General features: G+C 32.1%; 27 protein-coding genes and 1 pseudogene. 7 read left to right on the plus strand and 21 right to left on the minus strand.

Translation table 11 applies throughout. From position 1 onward, the window contains the following. The first annotated feature begins 28 nt into the window (after positions 1–28). On the plus strand, positions 29–586 hold the full coding sequence (locus MFS40622_RS05325) for an MBL fold metallo-hydrolase (protein WP_012980656.1): 558 nt from the start codon (positions 29–31) through the stop codon (positions 584–586). A 69-nt stretch (positions 587–655) separates the two neighbouring features. Here the strand turns inward: MFS40622_RS05325 and MFS40622_RS05330 are convergent, their stop codons facing one another. Both MFS40622_RS05330 and MFS40622_RS05335 read right to left on the minus strand, forming a co-directional pair. Further along, on the minus strand, positions 656–1,024 hold the full coding sequence (locus MFS40622_RS05330; RefSeq protein WP_012980657.1) for a hypothetical protein: 369 nt from the start codon (positions 1,022–1,024) through the stop codon (positions 656–658). A gap of 32 nt (positions 1,025–1,056) precedes the next feature. Continuing rightward, entirely contained in the window at positions 1,057–1,506 is a 450-nt protein-coding gene (locus MFS40622_RS05335; RefSeq protein ID WP_012980658.1) for a hypothetical protein, read from the minus strand. A 324-nt stretch (positions 1,507–1,830) separates the two neighbouring features. Between MFS40622_RS05335 and MFS40622_RS05340 the strand changes: the two genes are divergently transcribed. Then, positions 1,831–2,283: a flavodoxin family protein gene (locus MFS40622_RS05340; RefSeq protein WP_012980659.1), complete on the plus strand. Its 453-nt coding sequence runs from the start codon at positions 1,831–1,833 to the stop codon at positions 2,281–2,283. A gap of 15 nt (positions 2,284–2,298) precedes the next feature. Here the strand turns inward: MFS40622_RS05340 and fbp are convergent, their stop codons facing one another. Then, entirely contained in the window at positions 2,299–3,459 is a 1,161-nt protein-coding gene (gene fbp, locus MFS40622_RS05345; protein ID WP_012980660.1) for a fructose-1,6-bisphosphate aldolase/phosphatase, read from the minus strand. A 147-nt stretch (positions 3,460–3,606) separates the two neighbouring features. Between fbp and MFS40622_RS05350 the strand changes: the two genes are divergently transcribed. Beyond that, the gene (locus MFS40622_RS05350; RefSeq protein WP_012980661.1) at positions 3,607–4,497 is read left to right on the plus strand and encodes a selenium metabolism-associated LysR family transcriptional regulator; all 891 of its coding nucleotides are present in this window, start codon (positions 3,607–3,609) and stop codon (positions 4,495–4,497) included. Between the two features lie 18 nt (positions 4,498–4,515). Here MFS40622_RS05350 and MFS40622_RS05355 read toward each other — a convergent pair. The 4 genes and pseudogenes from MFS40622_RS05355 to MFS40622_RS05370 form a co-directional block, all read right to left on the minus strand. Further along, a pseudogene (locus tag MFS40622_RS05355) lies at positions 4,516–5,399 on the minus strand (MBL fold metallo-hydrolase). An 82-nt stretch (positions 5,400–5,481) separates the two neighbouring features. Then, positions 5,482–5,772, minus strand: a complete 291-nt coding sequence (locus MFS40622_RS05360; protein ID WP_048197484.1) for a phosphoribosyl-ATP diphosphatase — start codon at positions 5,770–5,772, stop codon at positions 5,482–5,484. Positions 5,773–5,781: 9 nt separating this feature from the next. Then, positions 5,782–6,201, minus strand: coding sequence for a 6,7-dimethyl-8-ribityllumazine synthase (gene ribH / locus MFS40622_RS05365; protein WP_012980664.1), 420 nt, complete (start codon positions 6,199–6,201; stop codon positions 5,782–5,784). Positions 6,202–6,245: 44 nt separating this feature from the next. Continuing rightward, positions 6,246–6,731, minus strand: coding sequence for a gamma carbonic anhydrase family protein (locus MFS40622_RS05370; RefSeq protein ID WP_012980665.1), 486 nt, complete (start codon positions 6,729–6,731; stop codon positions 6,246–6,248). Positions 6,732–6,798: 67 nt separating this feature from the next. Between MFS40622_RS05370 and MFS40622_RS05375 the strand changes: the two genes are divergently transcribed. Beyond that, on the plus strand, positions 6,799–7,980 hold the full coding sequence (locus tag MFS40622_RS05375) for a chloride channel protein (protein ID WP_012980666.1): 1,182 nt from the start codon (positions 6,799–6,801) through the stop codon (positions 7,978–7,980). Between the two features lie 68 nt (positions 7,981–8,048). On the opposite strand, the gene MFS40622_RS05380 is transcribed toward MFS40622_RS05375, so the two are convergent. The 13 genes from MFS40622_RS05380 to fhcD form a co-directional block, all read right to left on the minus strand. Continuing rightward, positions 8,049–8,231, minus strand: coding sequence for a hypothetical protein (locus MFS40622_RS05380; RefSeq protein ID WP_012980667.1), 183 nt, complete (start codon positions 8,229–8,231; stop codon positions 8,049–8,051). A 36-nt stretch (positions 8,232–8,267) separates the two neighbouring features. Next, on the minus strand, positions 8,268–8,525 hold the full coding sequence (locus tag MFS40622_RS05385) for an MJ0307 family thioredoxin (RefSeq protein ID WP_012980668.1): 258 nt from the start codon (positions 8,523–8,525) through the stop codon (positions 8,268–8,270). 116 nt (positions 8,526–8,641) lie between these two features. Further along, positions 8,642–9,346, minus strand: a complete 705-nt coding sequence (locus MFS40622_RS05390; RefSeq protein ID WP_012980669.1) for a DUF169 domain-containing protein — start codon at positions 9,344–9,346, stop codon at positions 8,642–8,644. Positions 9,347–9,541: 195 nt separating this feature from the next. Beyond that, positions 9,542–10,396, minus strand: a complete 855-nt coding sequence (gene speB, locus MFS40622_RS05395) for an agmatinase (protein ID WP_012980670.1) — start codon at positions 10,394–10,396, stop codon at positions 9,542–9,544. A gap of 169 nt (positions 10,397–10,565) precedes the next feature. Beyond that, the gene (locus MFS40622_RS05400; protein ID WP_012980671.1) at positions 10,566–11,852 is read right to left on the minus strand and encodes an RNA-guided endonuclease TnpB family protein; all 1,287 of its coding nucleotides are present in this window, start codon (positions 11,850–11,852) and stop codon (positions 10,566–10,568) included. Positions 11,853–11,981: 129 nt separating this feature from the next. Further along, entirely contained in the window at positions 11,982–12,326 is a 345-nt protein-coding gene (locus MFS40622_RS05405) for a roadblock/LC7 domain-containing protein (RefSeq protein WP_012980672.1), read from the minus strand. A 93-nt stretch (positions 12,327–12,419) separates the two neighbouring features. Beyond that, the gene (locus MFS40622_RS05410; protein WP_012980673.1) at positions 12,420–12,755 is read right to left on the minus strand and encodes a roadblock/LC7 domain-containing protein; all 336 of its coding nucleotides are present in this window, start codon (positions 12,753–12,755) and stop codon (positions 12,420–12,422) included. 58 nt (positions 12,756–12,813) lie between these two features. Continuing rightward, entirely contained in the window at positions 12,814–13,395 is a 582-nt protein-coding gene (locus MFS40622_RS05415; protein WP_012980674.1) for a hypothetical protein, read from the minus strand. Positions 13,396–13,584: 189 nt separating this feature from the next. Then, positions 13,585–14,466, minus strand: a complete 882-nt coding sequence (gene speE / locus MFS40622_RS05420) for a spermidine synthase (RefSeq protein ID WP_012980675.1) — start codon at positions 14,464–14,466, stop codon at positions 13,585–13,587. Beyond that, positions 14,463–14,834 carry an adenosylmethionine decarboxylase gene (gene speD / locus MFS40622_RS05425; RefSeq protein WP_012980676.1) on the minus strand — a complete coding sequence of 124 codons (372 nt, stop codon included), beginning with the start codon at positions 14,832–14,834 and terminating at the stop codon, positions 14,463–14,465. The genes speE and speD overlap by 4 nt, the downstream gene beginning before the upstream one ends. 164 nt (positions 14,835–14,998) lie before the next feature. Next, positions 14,999–15,496 carry a pyruvoyl-dependent arginine decarboxylase gene (locus tag MFS40622_RS05430; protein ID WP_012980677.1) on the minus strand — a complete coding sequence of 166 codons (498 nt, stop codon included), beginning with the start codon at positions 15,494–15,496 and terminating at the stop codon, positions 14,999–15,001. Between the two features lie 272 nt (positions 15,497–15,768). Beyond that, on the minus strand, positions 15,769–16,443 hold the full coding sequence (locus MFS40622_RS05435; protein WP_012980678.1) for a hypothetical protein: 675 nt from the start codon (positions 16,441–16,443) through the stop codon (positions 15,769–15,771). A 159-nt stretch (positions 16,444–16,602) separates the two neighbouring features. Further along, positions 16,603–17,508 carry a formylmethanofuran--tetrahydromethanopterin N-formyltransferase gene (gene fhcD, locus MFS40622_RS05440; RefSeq protein WP_012980679.1) on the minus strand — a complete coding sequence of 302 codons (906 nt, stop codon included), beginning with the start codon at positions 17,506–17,508 and terminating at the stop codon, positions 16,603–16,605. A 281-nt stretch (positions 17,509–17,789) separates the two neighbouring features. On the opposite strand from fhcD, the gene MFS40622_RS05445 reads away from it, so the two are divergent. Genes MFS40622_RS05445 through MFS40622_RS05455 form a run of 3 tightly spaced genes read left to right on the plus strand, consistent with a single transcriptional unit; the run spans position 17,790 to position 19,248 of the window. Then, positions 17,790–18,083 (plus strand): DUF211 domain-containing protein, encoded by a 294-nt coding sequence (locus MFS40622_RS05445; RefSeq protein WP_012980680.1) that lies wholly within the window; start codon positions 17,790–17,792, stop codon positions 18,081–18,083. Positions 18,084–18,140: 57 nt separating this feature from the next. After that, positions 18,141–18,788 carry a GTP-binding protein EngB gene (gene engB, locus MFS40622_RS05450; protein WP_012980681.1) on the plus strand — a complete coding sequence of 216 codons (648 nt, stop codon included), beginning with the start codon at positions 18,141–18,143 and terminating at the stop codon, positions 18,786–18,788. 28 nt (positions 18,789–18,816) lie between these two features. Beyond that, positions 18,817–19,248 (plus strand): hypothetical protein, encoded by a 432-nt coding sequence (locus MFS40622_RS05455; RefSeq protein ID WP_012980682.1) that lies wholly within the window; start codon positions 18,817–18,819, stop codon positions 19,246–19,248. Positions 19,249–19,334: 86 nt separating this feature from the next. On the opposite strand, the gene rpsJ is transcribed toward MFS40622_RS05455, so the two are convergent. Next, positions 19,335–19,640 carry a 30S ribosomal protein S10 gene (gene rpsJ / locus MFS40622_RS05460; protein WP_012980683.1) on the minus strand — a complete coding sequence of 102 codons (306 nt, stop codon included), beginning with the start codon at positions 19,638–19,640 and terminating at the stop codon, positions 19,335–19,337. Positions 19,641–19,692: the final 52 nt, after the last annotated feature.

Here is a 19,692-nt window from a genome sequence, read left to right on the forward strand (position 1 = left end):
GTAGTTTAAAATTCTAACTGGTGGAAATATGATAAAACTTCTATATGAAGGGATTTTAATCAGAGAAAACGGAATAATTAAGAAAGCTTCATCTTCATCAACCTTAATTATTACAGACAACAACAATATAATTGTTGATACTTCAACAAAAGATATGGAAAATATCATTATTAAAAGTTTATCTGAACTAAATCTATCCCCAAATGACATAGATGTGGTTATAAATACTCATCTCCATTACGACCATATAGAAAACAACCCAATATTTAAAAACGCTACATTTTATGCCTCTCCAAAAGAGTTTGGATTTAACGATGATTTTGAAGATTTTAAAAAGTTTAAAGATAAAGAGATTGAGATTATTGAAACTCCTGGACATACTTATGGCAGTATATCAGTTATTTATAAAGATTATGTTGTTGTTGGCGATGCCTCTCCTTTAAAAAACAATATATTAAAAATGATTCCTCCAAAATTAAATGTAGATGAAAAATTAGCTTTAGAGAGTTTAAAAAAGATTAGAGAGCTGAGAAAGAATGTTATCACAGGACATGAAGGAATTGTTTATAAGGAATGGCTCAAATAAGCTAAATTAAAATTTAAATATTCAATTTTCTATTTTTTATATTGTTTGATTTCATTTTGGTTCACATTATCACAAACTTGATATTTTTTCGGCTATTTTTCCTATTATTGGGAATTTAAACTTTTCTCCAATGGATGCTTTGTAAGCTCCAAATATTAGGGATGCTAAGAATATTATAAATCCAAAACTTGTAATATAAACAAATAAATCAAAGTTTCCATTTTCTATAAGATATCTTAGGATATATTCCTTATTTGTTAGAAGTTCTATTGCGATAATGTAGAATATTAGTTGGATAAAAAATGCTTGAATTGAGTGGAATAAGATAAATTTATCCCTACTAAGAATAATTATAAAAATTAATGGAGCAAATACTGGAAATACAAAGAATGAAAGATAAGACAATGAAGCAACAATGTTTTCTATTTTAGTTTTCATACCTTACACCCCTAAAATAAAAAAATTAAAGATTATTGATTTTGTGTTGAATAGAATCTTTTTTTGATAAAGAGATAAGTGCAGAGGATTATAATCATTCCGCCTATCCATGTTATGCCATTGATTGTATTGGGATTGTATGTTAAGATTACATCGCCACTCACTAACACAATAATTAGCAACATTGCAGAATATATTATTGTTCCAACTATTATGGAGATGGTGGAGATTTTAAGGTCTTTAATAGTATCTGGATTACTATCCAAATGTGCTCCAAAGTATCCAAATAAAAATATCATTAAAATTATAAAATTGAATAATAGACATGATTCTATTGGGTAGAATTTATGAGGAATTCTTAAATAAGGGTTTATGAATAATATATAATAAATCATACAAAAATATCCAAACAAACCTCCAAAAATCATTCCAACTATAGAAAAAACTCCAATATTTCTAATCCCTAACAGCTTTTTATCCATTACATCACCTCAAAAATATAAAGAAAAGAAATTATACACCCATAAATTTATGGATTGCCTATATTCTCCCAATCCCAAAGAGTGTATGGGCCAACTCTTTCATTGCCAACATTTTTTACTTTACTTTTATAAAATTATATTCACCAATCATTTGATAATTTCATCTTAAATTTTTAATATTTAAACATTACTAAGTAGTGTTATTTTTCGCAACAACCTTTAACAACAATAGTAAAGTGTAAAAAGAAAGTTATCAAAGTTTCTAATAATTAAAGTAGTTTAAAAAATTAAACTTATAGATTAATCATATAAGGAGGAGTTACTATGAAAGCTCTCATCTTATACAAATCTATACATCATAAAAATACTGAAAAGATAGCTAAAGCTATAGCTGAAGAGTTAAATGCTGATATCTACGATATTGATAAAGTAAACCCAGAGATAATTGAAAAATATGACCTCATAGGTTTTGGTTCTGGAATATACTTTGGAAAACATCATAAATCCTTATTTAAATTTTTAGACAAAATCAGCAAAACAAATAAAAAAGCCTTTATTTTCTCTACAGCTGGTTTTCCATTTTTAAAAAATATTTTTCATAAAGAACTTAGAGATAAACTTAAAGATAAAGGATTTGAGATTGTTGGTGAATTCTGCTGTAAAGGTTACCACACTTATAGCATCTTTAAGCTAATTGGTGGTTTAAATAAAAATCATCCAAATAAAGATGACATTAAAAAAGCAAAAGAGTTTGCTAAAACTATTTTTAAAAATTAAAAAAGTTAAGGTATTTTATTCTACGTCTCCTCTATCTTTTCTTGTAATTCCTCCTTCTTCAATTAATTCTAAACCTTCTAAAGGAATGAATCTATCCTCCAATGCTTCTAAAACCTTTGGAACTGTTGTGTATTCCATCATTGTTGCTGGCAATCTGTGTGGTTGGAATGGACCCATTCTTCTTATTATGTCTGCCATCTCCAATGCTTTTTCTCTTGCCTTATCAAACCCTTTATCTGCAAATAAATCGTTAGGGCCGATTAACATTCCGTCACAAACTTGGAATCCGAGGGCAATAATTCTTGCTGGCCCATCAAATCTTGTAGGTGTTGCATCTTCCTCTCCAACTGGCATTAATGGCCCCCAGTGGCTACCTCTCATCCACCCTGGAACAAAGTGTGGGTTAGCAAATGGCTCTAAAACCTCTCCAACAGCTGGGAATCCACTTTGAGCTCTAACAATGGCTACTGGGTCATCTTTACCAACATACTCCCCAGCTATGTAGTTTAATTTCTCAGTGCTGACAACAGCAGCTATCTCGTTATCTCTTCTTCTATAAACTCTCTTAATTGCATACTTCTCATAATCACCAATTAAAGCTAAGAGCATATACATCTCTTCTGGAGTATCTAAAAAGACCTTTTTATGTCCAACAACATCATGAACTTCAAATTTAAATCCAGAAATCATTGAAGGGTCGAAAACTAAACCAGCTGTGTTGAATGGGTCTGCAAACATCTTGAATAATGGGTAGTTAAATGCTGTTGGATCTGTTTTATCGCAGCAGAAAACAACTATTGGCTCACTCTTTCTTTCAACAAATTCCATCTCTGCACATCCTGGCCCCATCCCTCTAACATTTCCTGAAAAGCTGTCAGCCAATAAATCCTGCCCAGCTCCATACAATTTTAGTTCTTTAGCTACTTTTGTAGCTTCTTCAAAAGCTCTCCATGCCAATCCATGGACTTTCTCATTATCACAGCCTAATTTATGGCTCATGATTAAATCAATGTCATCCCCACATCTTGTAACATAATAATCCAATATTATCTCATCAACTGCCTCCTCTAAAACTGCCTCACATGTTTCTAACAACTCATCTGGAGCTAGTGTATGCCCACATAAACCTCCAACATCTGCCTTTATAACACTGATTGTTACTCTGTTATTTTCCATATAAACCACCATTTTGAATTTTTTACCATTAATATTTCTTAACATTTTTAATAATTGGTATATAAACTTAACCTCATTACTCACATTAACTTTATATATAGGAACTATTAGTTATTCTAATAGGGATTAGGTAATATAGGTGATAATATGGATCCAAAAATAAGTTATTTCCAAACATTTATAGTTGCAAGTAAAACAAAAAGTTTTTCTAAAGCGGCAAAGAGATTGGGAATAACCCAAGGAACTGTTAGTAATCATATATCGGCACTTGAGAAATATTTTGATGCTCAACTCTTTTTAAGAACTCCAGAAGGTGTTGATTTAACTCCTGAAGGAAAGATATTTTATGAGAGGGCTGAAAAAATTTTGGATTTGTTGAATGAGGCAAAATTGTTGATGAGAGCCATACATGAAAATCCAGAGGGGGTTATTAGGATTTATGCCTCTACAACCCCCGGAGAGCATATACTGCCATCAATAATTAAGGAGTATAAAAGCTCATACAAAAATGTTGATTTTGAGATTACAATAACTGATTCTGAGAGATGTTTTAAAGCTTTAGATGAAGGATTAGCAGATATAGCGGCTGTTGGTTATCTAAAAAATAAGAACTATGAATACACAATTATAGGTAAGGATAGGTTGGTTTTGATTGTCCCACCAAATCATCCACTTGCAGAGAAAGGTAGTGCTAAGCTTGAAGATATACTTAAAGAGGATTACATTGATAGGGAGGAAGGGTCTGGGACAAGAGAGGCATTTATAAAAGCTTTGAATGATAAAGGATATTCAATAATGGATTTAAATGTTGTAATGAGATTAGGTAGCCACTCAGCAGTTATAACTGCAGTTTCTGAAGGTTATGGAGTTAGTGTTGTTTCAGAAATCCCTGCTAAAAAGGCAGAGGATGCTGGTTTAGTTAGGATTGTCCCAGTTGTAGATTTGGATGTTGTTAGATATTTATATTTAGTTAAAAGTAGAAGACCAAAGAATCCAAGTGCTGTAAAATCATTCTGGGAATTTGTTACAAAGGTTTAATTAGTTTAATTCTTAATTTTAAAAGCTTATAACCTTTCCGGAGTGTATTCTATCAAAATCTTTTCCAAACTCCTTCATAAACATATTCTCAGCCTTAAATCCTGTGCAATGTCCAGTATAGATTTTTTAACACCCAACGTTTTTAGAGCTTTTATTGTGCTTACAATCCTCTTATCATCAGCCTCTATTAAGTGAAAACCACCTATAACGGCATAGACTTTATTAACCCCACTTATGTTAATAGCTTTTTGCACCATACTAACTATTCCTGGATGAGCACAGCCACTGATAACAACTAAACCCTTTTCAGTAACTATTCCCAACCCAATCTCGTCCTCTACATTATCCAAAACTACTCTCCCATTTTCAAGCTTATAGAGACCAATTGTTGGTTTTTTCTCAAAATCTACTTTTTCTTCATCTTTAATCTCTCCAAGTGTAAAGATGCCTGGCATCAATCTCATAGGGTCTTTACTTAAAATCCACCTTCCCCCCAATTTCTCAATCTCCTCTTTTAATGTTTTGTTAAGAGTTCCAGCAAGCATAAACTCTGGTTCTACAGCAAAGCTAACCTTAAATATGTTTGGGTGGGCAAATATTGGAATTTCTTTGTTTATTTCTTTTATAATTCCAAAAAGCCCACCAGTGTGGTCAAAGTGGTTGTGAGATAAGATTATCATATCTATACTCTTTGGATTAATGTTTAGGAGTTTCATGTTAAAGAGGATTGGTTCTGCATAAGATGCTGTGTCAAACAGTATCCTCCTTTTAATGCCATTAAACTCTGCTTCAATTAAAAGAGAAAGACCATGCTGACTCCAAAATGGGCTGTTGTATCCAGCATAATCCTCAGCTAAAGTATAAATCTTTAGATTATCAACTTTTCCAATGTTCATTGGCATCCTCCCACTGCTATCATAGAGTTCAAAAGTATGTTTTTGCAAAATCCTCTTCTTATTAAAATTAAAATAAAAAAAGATTGTATTATTTCTTTCTTCTTTCAAATTCTTTTAATAATTCCTCAAATTCTATGTTTTTATAAGCCAATAAAACCATTGTATGGAATATCAAATCAGCAGCCTCATAGATAATCTCATCTTTTTTGTCATCCTTAGCTGCCAATATTAGTTCAGTAGCTTCTTCTCCAATCTTCTCACAGATTTTGTTTATTGCAGTTTTTTTGTCATCATCAGTTGTTAGCTTTGCTACATAAGAATTCTCTGGCTTTTCTTTTATCCTCTGCTTTATAACTTCATAAACCTCTTCCAAAATCATAGACATCCCTTATTTCTCCTCTAAAGCTTTTAATCTCTTAACCATTTTAACTGCAGCTTCAACAGCCCTCTTACCATAATCAACTCTCTCTTGAGCCTGCAACCTTGTCATTCCAGGCCCTGAAATACCTAAAGTTACTGGTTTGTCATACTGCAGAGCTAAATCAGCTATCTTCCTTGCTGCATTATGGACAACTATCTCATCGTGCTCAGTCTCTCCTTCAATAACACATCCAATTGTTACAACGGCATCAACATCATCCTTCTCTAACAATTTTTTCACAGCTAATGGCATATCAAAAACTCCTGGAACAATGATTTTGTATTTAACCTTTGCTCCTAAGAACTCCGCATGCTCCTCAGCAACCTTTTCCATCATATAGGTTATATCTCTGTTGAATTCAGCAATAACAAACCCAAGATTAACCATTTATCTCCACCTCAAAATTTATTAACTATTAGATTAAATCCCCTTTATATCTTTTTATAACTTTCTAATGTTTCAGACAACTTAACATATCTCAATGCATTCTCTCTTATACTTTTAATCTCCTCCTCTGTTAATTCTCTAACAACTCTACCTGGAACTCCCAAAACTAAGCTGTTTGGTGGAATCTCCTTATTTTGTGTAACTAATGCGTTAGCCCCAATTATACAGTTCTCTCCAATCTTTGCCCCATTTAATATTGTGGCATTCATTCCAACTAACACGTTATCCTCAATCTTACATCCGTGTATAACTGCCCCATGCCCTATGCTCACATAATCTCCAATAATAGTCGGATAGCCCTTAGAGCAATGAACTACACAGCAATCTTGTATATTTGAGTACTTACCAATTATTATCTTATCTACATCTCCCCTAATAACAGCATTATACCAGACTGATGAATAATCTCCAATACTTACATCTCCTACAATTACCGCCCCTTTAGCTATCCTTGCATTTTCGGAAATCATTCTCCCACCAGAAATTTTAAAAATGAGAAATTTTATAGTTTATTAAAAATTATGGCTGAGGATATTTATGGATATCGTTAATACTCTCAATAAACTTATAAAAATGATAAAATGGATTGGTATTGCATCACTAATAGGGATTGTGGGGGGTTTAAGTTCAGTTATTATGGCTATTATCATTGAATACTTTCCAGAAAAACATAATATTTTATTAATTCCAATTGTCTTTTTTATTGCTGGATTGTTTGTTGATTATATTTATGAGCTGAAAGGTTCTGGGATTGATAGGGTTTTAAAAGCTTTAAATACTAATGAGAGATTAACATGGATAAAAGGGCTTTTAAAAGTTTTGTTAGCTGGGGCAGTTATAGCTGTTGGAGGTAGTGCTGGAAAAGAAGGACCTTGCGTGCAGTCAAGTGCATCTTTTGCAGATGAACTTTATAGATTATTAAAATTAAAAAATAGAGAACTGGTTATTATAACTGGAATCGCTGGAGGATTGGGAGGAGCGTTTTCAGCCCCTTTAGGTACTGCTATATTGGCATGTGAGATTATTGAGCATGAGAATTTTAATTACATCAATTTACTTCCTCCAATTATAGCAAGTGTTGTGGGTTATATAATCTTCTACCTAATTACTGGAAAGAAACACCTCTTTAATATCTCTATATCATACACTGTCAGCTCATCTGACTTTATTTTATTTTTAATGGCCGCATTTTTCTGCTCAGCCATATCTTATTGCTATATAAAAACTTATAGAAAGATAGCTACAAGTTTTGATAATCTTAAGTTCCCATACTGTATTAAAACATTGATTGGCGGGATTTTAGTAGCTATAATTGGCTATTTTATTCCAGAAGTTTTAGGATTAGGTTTAGAGCTTACAAAAGATTTATTTTTCATAAAATTTCCCTTAGAGTTATTGATACTGATATTAATTGGCAAGATATTGGCTACTTCATTCACCGTTGGTTCTGGAGTTCCTGGGGGATTAGTTTTCCCATCTATGTGTGTAGGGGCTGTCTCTGGAATGATATTTAGTTCCTTAGTTGGAGCTAACCCAATCCCATTTATAGTTTTAGGAATAGCTACATCTTTATCAGCATCAACAAACGCTCCATTAGGAGGAGCGGTGTTATGCACAGAGATTTTTGGATTTGATTTTGCAGTCCCAGCATCAATAGGGGCAGTTATTGGTTATCAGATGACAAAATTGGAGACAATATTCAAATATATAAGGTTCTAAAATAGAACTTTCGCAGTTTGTATATTAAATAAAAGATTTTGATGCCAAAAATAAAAAGAAAAAAGAGTTTAATCCACATCTAAAATTCTTTTTAACGTCTCACAGTTTGGAATGATGATTTCATCTATATTATATTCCTCATTCATCATCTTTATCATTGTTATCAAATCCTTCCCCATACAAAGCTCACATTTTATGCAGAGTTCATCGTCTGTAAGAGATTCCTCCTTACAAACTACTCTCAGCTTCATAATCTTCACTATTTTTTATTTAAAGGTTTAAATTAATTACAATCTTTTTTTAATAGCCTCAACTAACGCCTCTTTTGTAGGAGCACCTATAAACTCAACATCCCCATTTATTACAATTGTTGGAACTGCCATTATTCCATATTCTACAGCTTTTTGAGGATTTTCCATAACATTTATATATTCTACCTCAACAGCGTCAGGCATTTCGTTAGCTACTTCTTCAACAACCCTTTTAGCTGCAGGACAGTGAGGACACATTGGTGAAGTAAAAAGCTCTATCTTTACCTTTGACATATTTTAACCCCTAAAACTTTTGAATTGTATAAAAAATAGTTTATTCAAAATTTTATAAATAGTTTTCCCCAAAAAATTTAATGTGGTTACTGTCTTAAATTTACTGAAATTAGAAATTAGTGGCTACCACATGTCCATACTTGTCTGAAATATTCAATTGCTTCGACAATGTCTTTTAATTTCTCTGGTGGGAAGGCAATAACTACTTCTTCTGGCTTTATACCTGCATATTTTCTTGAACCGTTACAACCTAATGTCATATTAGGTGCTTTTCTTGTATATACTGCAGCAACTGCGTCAGCACATAATGACTGAATTCCTGAGAAATCTGCCTGGAATCTTCCACCTTTGTGGTAAAGTATTGCCTGAACCAATCTTAACGCATACAGTGGCTCCCCAATAAATACAATTGAATCTGGGATGAAGTCAGTTTCATCTAATGGAGCATAGACAGTTGCATAAACCTCTTCCTCAACTTTTGGTATTGCATCGACAGTTTTTTTAGCTGCCTCTTCATCTTTAAAGTTTCCTAATTTGACATACAACTTTCCTGTTGCTAATGGTTCTGGTGGGTTCCTAAAGACTCCAATCGCATAAGCCCCTCCCTTACAAAGATGCTTATCAACTGTTGCATATATTTTTTTTCTTTCTAATCTTGCCATTTGAATCATTTCACAATGTCTTTTCTCCTCTTCTAATGTTTCATAGCCTTCTGGAATCTCATCCTTTGATTTTGCTAATTTTACAGCAACAAATGGTTTATCTAACATCATCAATTCCATTAATTTTTTTGCATTTTCTCTTATTTCATTGACATCCATAATCTCACCTGTGAATGGTTGTGTATGTTTTACGAACTTATATTATTCCTCTCATTAGTATATATACTTTTCGATTTAATTTCAAATCACAAAAAATTTAAATCACATCATAGCTTTTCACTAAAAATAATGAAAAATAACATGAATTAGGTGTGTAGGTGGGAAGTATATTTTTAACACTTATGCTCAAAAATTTTATAAAATCATTAACATAAGCTCTCTCGCTATTTTTGCCGCTGTTATTGCTGTAATATTGGCAATATCATAAATTGGTGAAACTTCAACAATATCAAAGCCAATAATCCTATCTTTAACCTCTTCTAATAAATATAAGGACTTAAATAACTCCTTTGTTGAAAAACCGCATGGTTCAGGAGTCCCAGTCCCAGGGGCATAGGCGGGGTCTAATACATCAATATCTATGGTTATATATATCGGCTTATTTAGACTCTTTATATACTCCAAATCCTCCTTATTCATCAAATCCATCTTTAAATAGAGATCGTTTTTCTTTGCAAAATTCCACTCTTCTTTATCTCCACTCCTAATTCCAAATTGGAATATATCTTTAGTTAGTTCATAAACTCTCCTCATAACGCATGCGTGAGATAATTTATTTCCCAAATATTCATCTCTCAAATCACAATGGGCATCGAATTGAATAACAATAAACTCATTATAGATATCTTTTACAGCCTTAATTATTGGATAAGTTATAGAATGCTCTCCTCCAAAGACAATTATTTTCTTGTTATCTTTTAATATCTCTCTTGAAACTGAATGTATTGTATTGAATATCTCTTTTTGATTTCCATACAAATCCAAATCTTTTAAATCACAGTATTTTAAATCTGACAAATCCCTATCTAAGATTGGGCTGTATGCTTCTAATCCCCACGATGCTGTTCTTATAGCATTTCCTCCCTCTCTTGCTCCTGGTTTAAAAGAAGTTGTTTCGTCATAAGGGATTGAGAATATAACTCCCTTAGCTTCTTCATAAGAACTATTTGCCATCATAAATTTAGATAAATCAATAAAATATCCTTCCATTTAACCACCTCAGAAAGAAAATGTGCTAAAGAAGAATAGAAACTGGGTACATATAAAAATATACCTATCACTAAAATAAAACTTTCACATAAAATTTTATTAATGCATAAAATTCTATAAAAATAAAAATAGATATTGGGGTTTTCCCAACGTGGTCATTTATGGACAATTATAGACGTTTAAGATATTTTCTATTTAAATCTACTCCATAAACCATCAGAGGAAAATCTTCGATTTTCCTTATTGGAAGCTTCGCTTCCACGTTGGGATTGGGCGTCATCAGTTTCCCAAGTGAAACCTCTGCCCCTGTCGTGGGAACCCCAACTCCACCCATAAACTCTTTAAATCTTTTAAATCCTCTTTTAAAAATATTAAAACAACCAACTAACTGCCTATTAAAAGAATTCATACAATTATAGCAATAGACAACCTGTCCTTCTTGGGACTTCATTTTACTCCCGCATACAGGACAGGTTGTTGATGTGTAGGCAGGATTAACTAAGATAATAATCGATTTATAGCTGAGTTTTTCAATTATACCCATCCAATTGGCCCTGTCTATCCTTCTATTGTGGTGCTTATTTTTATACATCTTTCGTTTATTTAAATCCTCAAAGACAAAGATAGCATTAGGAAATAATCGGGATAGTTGGATTGTAAGTTTGTGTAAATAATCGTTAACCCTATTTCTCCTCCTTTCGAATAATCTTTTAATCTTTCTTAATGCTCTTAAAGGACATTTTTTAAGTAGTTTTTTAAGAAAATCGATTTTTCTATCATAAACTTCCTTAATTCGGTGTAATTCAGATAAATCTATCCTAATCCATCCCTCTATCGGATGGAATAAATCTAACGACTTTAAGTTGCTATCAACTCCAACGATTATTTCTCTATCTGAATAATTTAAGTTATCTTTGAAGGTTAAAAATGCTTCATTTTCCTTTAAAATAACCTCTCCGACTGTTAAGTTTCTAACCTTATCAAAAAACCATTCGTTTTTAATGTTTAAGGTTAAATACTCCTCTCTCGGTTTTATTGTAATTCGTATAATTCCATTACCTTTATCGTATTTTATTAGAGTTGTCTTAACTCTAACGAACAATCTTTTAACAATCGGTTTTGTTTTAGTCCTATATCCTCTTTTATAATTCGAAGCCCAACTCTCTAAAATAGAATAAGCAGTTTTTATAATCCCATCGATATAATGGGAGGCATAATTCCAATCTTCTAATAGTTTATTCCTTAACTCTCTTTTAAACTCTTTAGATTTTGGTAGTTTTGGTTTATTCTCTTTAGAATATTCGATATTGTTCCAAATTATACTAATGGCTGTGTTTAGTTTGTCCCTACATTCGATTAAAAAAGTTTTAATTGGATGGTTATGACTAACCTTATAGGATAAAACAATTTGATAAGACAATTCTTGGTTATCTTTCGATTTGGTTTTATTCGGCATGATAATCGTTATTTGTTTTTGATAAACTATTTATAACCAAATTATTTAAAAGTTTCTTTTGAAATATTTGCCCATAAATGTCCATATTTGTCTACGAATAATTAAACAGTTTTGGAAGGCAAATTTCATTTAAAACATTGCTTTTATTTTTTCTGCGGCTCTTTTCATTGTTATTCTGATTAATCCTAAGTTAACCTTTGCATCTGTTAAGACTACTAAGATTCCTTCTCCTGCATCGACCATTAGGGTTTTACCATGTTCTCCTTCAATCATTGTTTGTTCTAAAGCCCCCATGCCAATCTCTGCTGCTGTTCTTTCAGCAGCCCCAAATGCTGCTGAAGCCATAGCCCCAACTAACTCAGCATCAACATTCCCAGGCAACTGAGAGGCAATAACCAAACCATCCTTACCAACAACCATAGAACCCTTAATACCCTCAGTCTTATTCAACTCCAACAAAACCCTATCAATCATACTATCCCATTTAACTTCTTTTCATTTTTGGTTTATTTAATCAGACATCTAAAGGATATCAATGTGCAATAAAATGCTTCTCCTGCGAGAGTTCTATTTAAGTATTTCTTTTATTAGAGGAAGAATTTTATAGATATTTTCATCGTCTCCTTTAAATAATATTGCTAAAATACTTCCATCTTTAGAAAACAACTGGATACCATGATTTTCTGCTTTGATAAAAATGCATTCTGTGTTTTCGTTATATATGTCTTTTATTACTTCAGAAATACTGTTTAAAATGATAGACAATCTTGCTCCTAAACTTTCCGTATTTAAATCATCTTCTGGCAAACTGGAGTATTCAACTAATCCATCGTTTCCTATTAGTAAAACCCCATGAACATAATCCAAATCTTTTATTTCTTCAAGAATTTCTTTAGGAATCATACTGTGCCTCCTATATATTATTTTATTATGTTTTATTTAAAAACTAAAAATTGGAAGATTATAATCTACTAACTTCTTTTATTTCAATAATCAATGTCTCTCCATCAACTGGAAGTTTTGTATTTACATTAACCCTTGCTTTTGTATCGCCTCCTGTTCTTTCTCTTAATACTCTTCTAACTATAGAAGCAGATAACAAACCCTCTGGACTTAATGGGAACTCTTTCAACCCTCTATCAATTAAAATTTTATGGACAGGAGCAAATAACGAACCTTTTATATGTAATTTATAAATTCTCATATTGTCTTTTACATCTTTTTCAATTTTGACATCTTCTGCTATTCCTAACTCTAAGAATGCATTTTTTAACAATTCTTCAACATTTTCTAATTCGTAACTTACCTGCTTACTACCTAAGATTTCATCAATCATTGCACTCAAAACTTCTCCAACTTCTGATAATAAGATTTGAGTCATTGCTCCAGCTCCACTACCCAAGGTTTTTGCTAATGCAATGCTGTAGCCAGTTACTAAAGCGTTCAATAGAGGAATCATTCTCTCAGCTGTTCTATTTGCCATATTTCCAACCCCTGTGTTTGTTAATAGTTCATGTGCCTGACTCATATATTTCTCCTCCATAGTTCCTCCACCTTTGGAGGTTTTGGAGATTTACAATATTAAACTATAGGAGTATATTGTATTAAACTATAGGAGTATATTGTATTAAAGCGAGTTGTTGTTATGTGCTAATTAATATATATAGATTTCTGTTCTATTATGGTAAAAAATGTGATAAAATTAGACGAATTCCATATAAAATAGTAAAAATTATTCTAAAGCTTTTTTAACAGCATCTTTTAAAAATTTAGGTGATGCCAAAAATATTCCCTTATGAACTTCTTCATCATAGTATTTAGTTTCTATATCTTTTAAAGCTTCTTTTATTCTTTCTTCATCAACCTCTAATGGATTGTATTTTTTAGATGCTAATGTAAAGCTCCAAAATCCACTTGGATATGTTGGCATTGGGTATGTGTATGGCATAATTATCTTAAACCCAGCATCTTTTAAATATCTGCAGATATTTTGTATTAAATCTAAGTTGTACAATGGACTTTCTGATTGTTGAACCATAATTCCATCATCATTTAAACATTTAAACACATTTTTATAAAATTCTTTCTCAAAAAGTCCCTTAGCAGGCCCAACAGGGTCTGGGCAATCAACAATAATCACATCATACTTTTTATCTGTTTCAGCAACATATCTAATTCCATCTGTTATTATCAAATTAACCTTTTCATTGTCTATCTCACAGCTCAATTTTGGCATATACTTTTTACATGCTTCAATAACCTTTTTATCCAACTCAACAAAATCCACTGTTTCAACTGATTTGTGCTTAACCACTTCCCTAACAGTCCCTCCATCTCCTCCTCCAATAACTAAGACGTTCTTTGGATTTGGGTGGGTAAAAAGAGGTATATGAGATATTAATTCATGATAAATAAATTCATCTCTCTCTGTTGTCTGAAAAGTGTTATCTAAAATTAATGCCTTTCCAAAATCATAGGTGTCAATAATCTCTATCTCTTGAAATTCCGATTTTTCCCTATATAAAATATCCTTAACTCTAACCGAAAGAGCTACATTGTTGTTGTGAAATTCTGTAAACCATATATGGCATTTAAAATTGTTATTTTGATTCACTCCTCATCACCTTCATTTAGCCTTATGCCCCTCTTTAAATCTAAGATTTCAACGTGTTTTGGCTTTAAAAATTCTTTAATAATTGGAATTGCTTTTGCTGGTTCTACATGAGTTCCACATGTAAAAATGTCCATAGCAGCGTATCCAAGCTCAGGCCATGTGTGGATTGATATATGGCTCTCTGCCAAAACAGCAACTCCTGTAGCCCCTTGAGGAGAGAATTTGTGAGTTCTTACACAAATTAAAGTAGCTCCACATGCTTTTACACTATCTACTAACATCTTTTCTATTCCTTCTATGTCATCCAATGCCTTTGGGTCGCAACCCCATAATTCCAATATTAAGTGTTTCCCTAAGTATTTTAACATATTCTCACCTCCAAATGTGGTAAATAAAAATAAATTATTGAAAAATTTTCAAAATCTCAATTATCTTTAAATTATTTACTACCAAATAATTATTAATCTTAATCATATTTAACTGTTAATGTCGTTTTAAATTTTTGGATTTTATTTTTATTATTTTATTATTTTTATTTATACCACAATGCAGCTGCAGCAAATGCACATCCAAGTTTTTCTACTTCATGTTCTATTGCCACTGACTCTATCCTATCCAACTCCCAGCCTCTCATCTCAAATCCTATTTTTGCCATCTCTCTAACAGTTTTTTCAGCCTCTTTTTTTGAACACTTCCCTTCAAACTCCATTATTAAGCCACATAAGCTTTTATCTTTTGGAATAGCAACACTTATTGCAGCTGCTATTGTTTCTCCTGGAACATCACTAATGATATAACCATAAGCTGTTGGGACTAAAGCACCCATTGGTAACTTAGGTAGAGGGACAATTTCAGCTCCTGGAGGCATTATACTGCTTATTCTAATTAAATTGACATTCCCTATCCCTGCATTTAGCAGAGCTCCATCAAATGCGTTTAGTGGTGTTTCTCCTTCGCTACTACCTGCTACTAAAGAAACTGTGTTTGGTAGTTTAAAATAAGCATGGAGAGGGTTTATCTCAGCATTCATTCAACGCACCTCCAAAAATACATGTTTTTCTCAATTTATGAACGAGTATATATAATTGCCATAAGATTTTTTAGTGTAAATAATGATTACTCATATATAAACTCTTCGGTGCTGAAATAAATTAAAATTTTTTGAGCTTTTATGTAAAAAAATAGGATATTATGAACTATTTTTAATTAGATTAGGAAGGTATCAGCAAAAAAGAAAATTTTAAAATTTTTAAAACCTTTAAGTATTAAAAGCAAATTTTGTTAGGTATTTATTGATTATCTTTAAATTAAGAACTCTTTTTCTTTCAATATGTCCTCTACTGTCTTCCCTAAGTAATCATCCTTAGAAACTACTCCATAAGGATAAACAAAAACCTTATTTTCAACATTTATTCTTGGATACTCAGGTTCTATAACAACATCCTCCAATAGACATCTCTTTAAGTGGTTGGCTGTCTTTGTAATATTCATCAATCTTGGCGGCTTATATGGAGGGTTGTTTTTCAAAAACTTCCACTTTGTCCCATAATAAACAATATAGTCCGGATTAAACAACAACACAACCTCTCCGTGTATCTCCAAAACTAAAGTCCATGAAAAAACTCCTCTTGTAAAACCTAACAACCTTCCTAAATAAGATGTCTTTGGAGTTTCATAATAAACTTTCAATGTCCTTCCAACAATTCTTGACAACGCTTCTTTAATATGCACATTCTTTGGGTTTGTTGGGAGAGATGTTTTTGGAATGACATTTATTGGAACACAATTTATTGGCTTAACCATGTGTAAAGCTAAAAGAGGATAGAAATAAATATGTTCTTTTTTATTTTTCATCACTATACCCTCAATAGGGCCATTAAAATCAGCCTTCAAAACTTTGCCTCTGTAAGTATTAAAAGATTTATTTAGTGTAAATTCTCCAATCATATCCTTTCTTAATGCATACTTTGGCTTCAAACCAAAAACCTCCTATATTGGTTTTATTAAATTTTAAATTACTTTCTTATAACCACCCATATAATTTAACTAAGTATAATTTAAATTATTAACTATTTAAATTTTGTTTATATATATCTTTTCCTTATCTATTATAAAAAAAGAAAATTGGAAATGAATTTATTCAAACAACTCCCTTAAGTTGAATTGGTATTTACCCAACTTACCTCCATAGTTTCCAGCTGTAATCTTCTTAACTCCTGGAACTTTTGTAGCTGCTAATATACCCTGCTTCATAGCCTCTTTAACTGCCTCCTCATCAACCCCATCAATAACTATTTCATAAACTCCATTTACATCTTCTGGAATTTCTGAATCTTCAACAACTCCCTTCAATGTTGGACACATCTTGTGGTTTGTTGTAGCAACCATGAACTTGTATTTTGGATTGCTTGCTCCAACCTTACTACCAGAAGCAACAACTCCTCCTGGGAATGGAGTTATAACGCCATCAACACTTGCAATGGCATCAACTGCAGCCTCAGCAGCGATTAAGGCAGAGGCATTTGTATCTGCCATTATAAAGAAGTTTCCTCCAGCAACTCCCTTCTTAATTCCAAACTTAACCTCGGTTATAAATTCTCCTCCCATGATTGGTATCTTATAAACTTTTCTTCCGTATAACTCATCTTTCTTCTCATAACCGTCTCCGAAAAACTTCAACTTAAATCCAACCTTTAATTGCTCATCAGCTTTATCTCCCATAGCGTCAAAAATAGCAGTTGTTGGGCATGTTAAGACACACTGTCCTAATCTCTCTAACATCTGATGCTCTAATTCTGCCTTCTTAGGGTGGCATATTTGTATTATGTACCCTGGTCTTCCATCAGGTGTTTCTGATGGTGGAACATATTTTTCAATCCCTGCCTCTGCTGGACACATGATAACAGAGCAACCAAAACCTGTTGCCTCTGTAGCAGCAATCTTAGCCCACTTCTTTGTAGCAGCTGTTATTAAAACTCTTGACACCCATATTGGGAATGCTTCTGCAAATGTATCTTCAATATATACTCCATTTATCTCCATAGTCTCCCTCCACTAAGATTTTACGTAACCATAGAGCATAGCTTTATGGTGCGGATACCCAATAAAGTGGGGTTGCCTTTGGCAAACCCCGCTCGGTGTATAGCAATAGGGGGCTCCCCTCTATGCGATTTTAACAATTATAGTTTATCCTAAGAGCTATTAATATCTTATCATTTGGTTTTTAATATTCGATAAATCCATAAATAGAAATATATCAACAATAATTTTAAATAATCTAAGTATAGGTAATATAACAATTAAAAAGATTTAGAGGGATAGAATTGAACGGTATTAGAAGGATTGTTTTAGATATATTGAAGCCGCACGAGCCAAAAATAACAGACATGGCATTAAAACTAACATCATTACCAAATATTGATGGGGTTAATATTACAGTCTATGAAATAGATAAAGAGACAGAAAACGTTAAAGTTACAATTGAAGGGAATAATTTAGATTTTGATGAAATTCAGGAAATTATTGAAAGTTTAGGAGGGACTATTCACAGTATAGATGAAGTTGTTGCAGGTAAAAAGATTATTGAAGAAGTTAGAACACCACAAGATAGATATTAAGATTTTAATTTACGCTATTTTACTTATTTTTAAAATAAATTTAACTGTGTGATAACTATGGACTTTTTTGAGAGATATAAAAATTTAAAAGAAAAATATGAAGAAAAAAAGATAAAACCAAAAGTTATTGTGGTTGGGAGGAGTAATGTTGGTAAGTCCACTTTTGTTAGATTAATGACTGGGAGAAAAGATGTTAAAGTTGGAAAAAAACCAGGAGTTACTTTAAAAATTAATGAATATGATATGGGGGAGTATATTTTAGTAGATATGCCAGGTTTTGGATACATGGCTGGATTACCAAAAAAAGTTCAGGAAAAAATTAAGGATGAGATTGTTCATTATATAGAAAATCATGCTGATGAAATAGCTGCAGCTGTTCAAATTATAGATACAAAATCATTTTTTGAGATAGTTGAAAGATGGAAAGGGAAGGGGGAAATTCCAATTGACTTAGAGATGTTTGACTTTATAACTGATTTGAAGATAAGTCCAATTCTTGTAGCTAATAAAATGGATAAGATAAAGAAAGATGAATGGGATGAAGTTTTGGATGGTATCTGTGAATATTTAAAATGCCAACCACCATGGCATCAATGGAAGTTTATAGTCCCAGCTATACTAAAAGAAGGTAAAGGGATTGAAGAGATAAAGAAAAAGATTCTTGAGAGGGTTAGATTATTTAAAAAATTAAGAGGAATAGAATAATTATTGAATTAAGGTTGGTTGTGACAAAATGACGAACAATGATAAAAAATCCAATGAAAATAATACTATAGTTACATTAACTGTTGCAATAGTGACTTTAATAGCCATTACGTGCATATTTTCAATCATTAGGTCATGCGATACTTTAGTAATAGCAATTGGTGTTCCTACACTTGTTTTGTTGTGGCTTGTATTTTTAGGCTGGATAAACAATAAAAAATTAGATAAAGGGGAGATGAGAAGGGCGATAACTGGAAGTATTGTTATAGCATTTTTTATTATATTGATTGCAATATCCAAAAATCCAGAAATATACTCTAACAATAAAGAAATTTTTTCATTATTTTTTGGGATGGTTAGTACGATAATAGGTTATTATTTTGGATATAGAAGTGGGAAAGAATCAGAAGATGAAAAAACCATACTTAAATTTGCTATCACTGAAAAGAAAAAAGATTAAAAAAGGAATTTCGTTGCAATCCTCACTGCTCAGATTGCAACGTTTTTGCCTATGAAAATTTACCTGATAAAATAGCTACACCATTTTTATTTAAACTGTATCTCTATTTGAACATTGTCAGGGATTTTTATTTTCATAATGTGTCTTAAAGCTCTCTCATCTGCATCAATGTCAATTAATCTTTTGTGGATTTTCATTGTCCATCTGTCAAATGTTGATGAACCTTCTCCATCTGGACTTTTTCTTGTAACAACTCTTAAGACCTTTGTTGGTAATGGTATAGGCCCTGAAATATCTACTCCAGTTTTTTCGGCAATCTCTTTTATTTGTCTGCAAATTTCATCTAAAACTTTGTGGTCTGTACTTGATAACTTAATTCTTGCTCTTTGCATACTCTCCCCTCTCGAACTCTTTGAAATATAAAAAATATAAAATGGGATTTAA

This window comes from Methanocaldococcus sp. FS406-22 (genome assembly GCF_000025525.1).
Taxonomy (GTDB): Archaea; AGJL01; Methanococci; order Methanococcales; family Methanocaldococcaceae; genus Methanocaldococcus.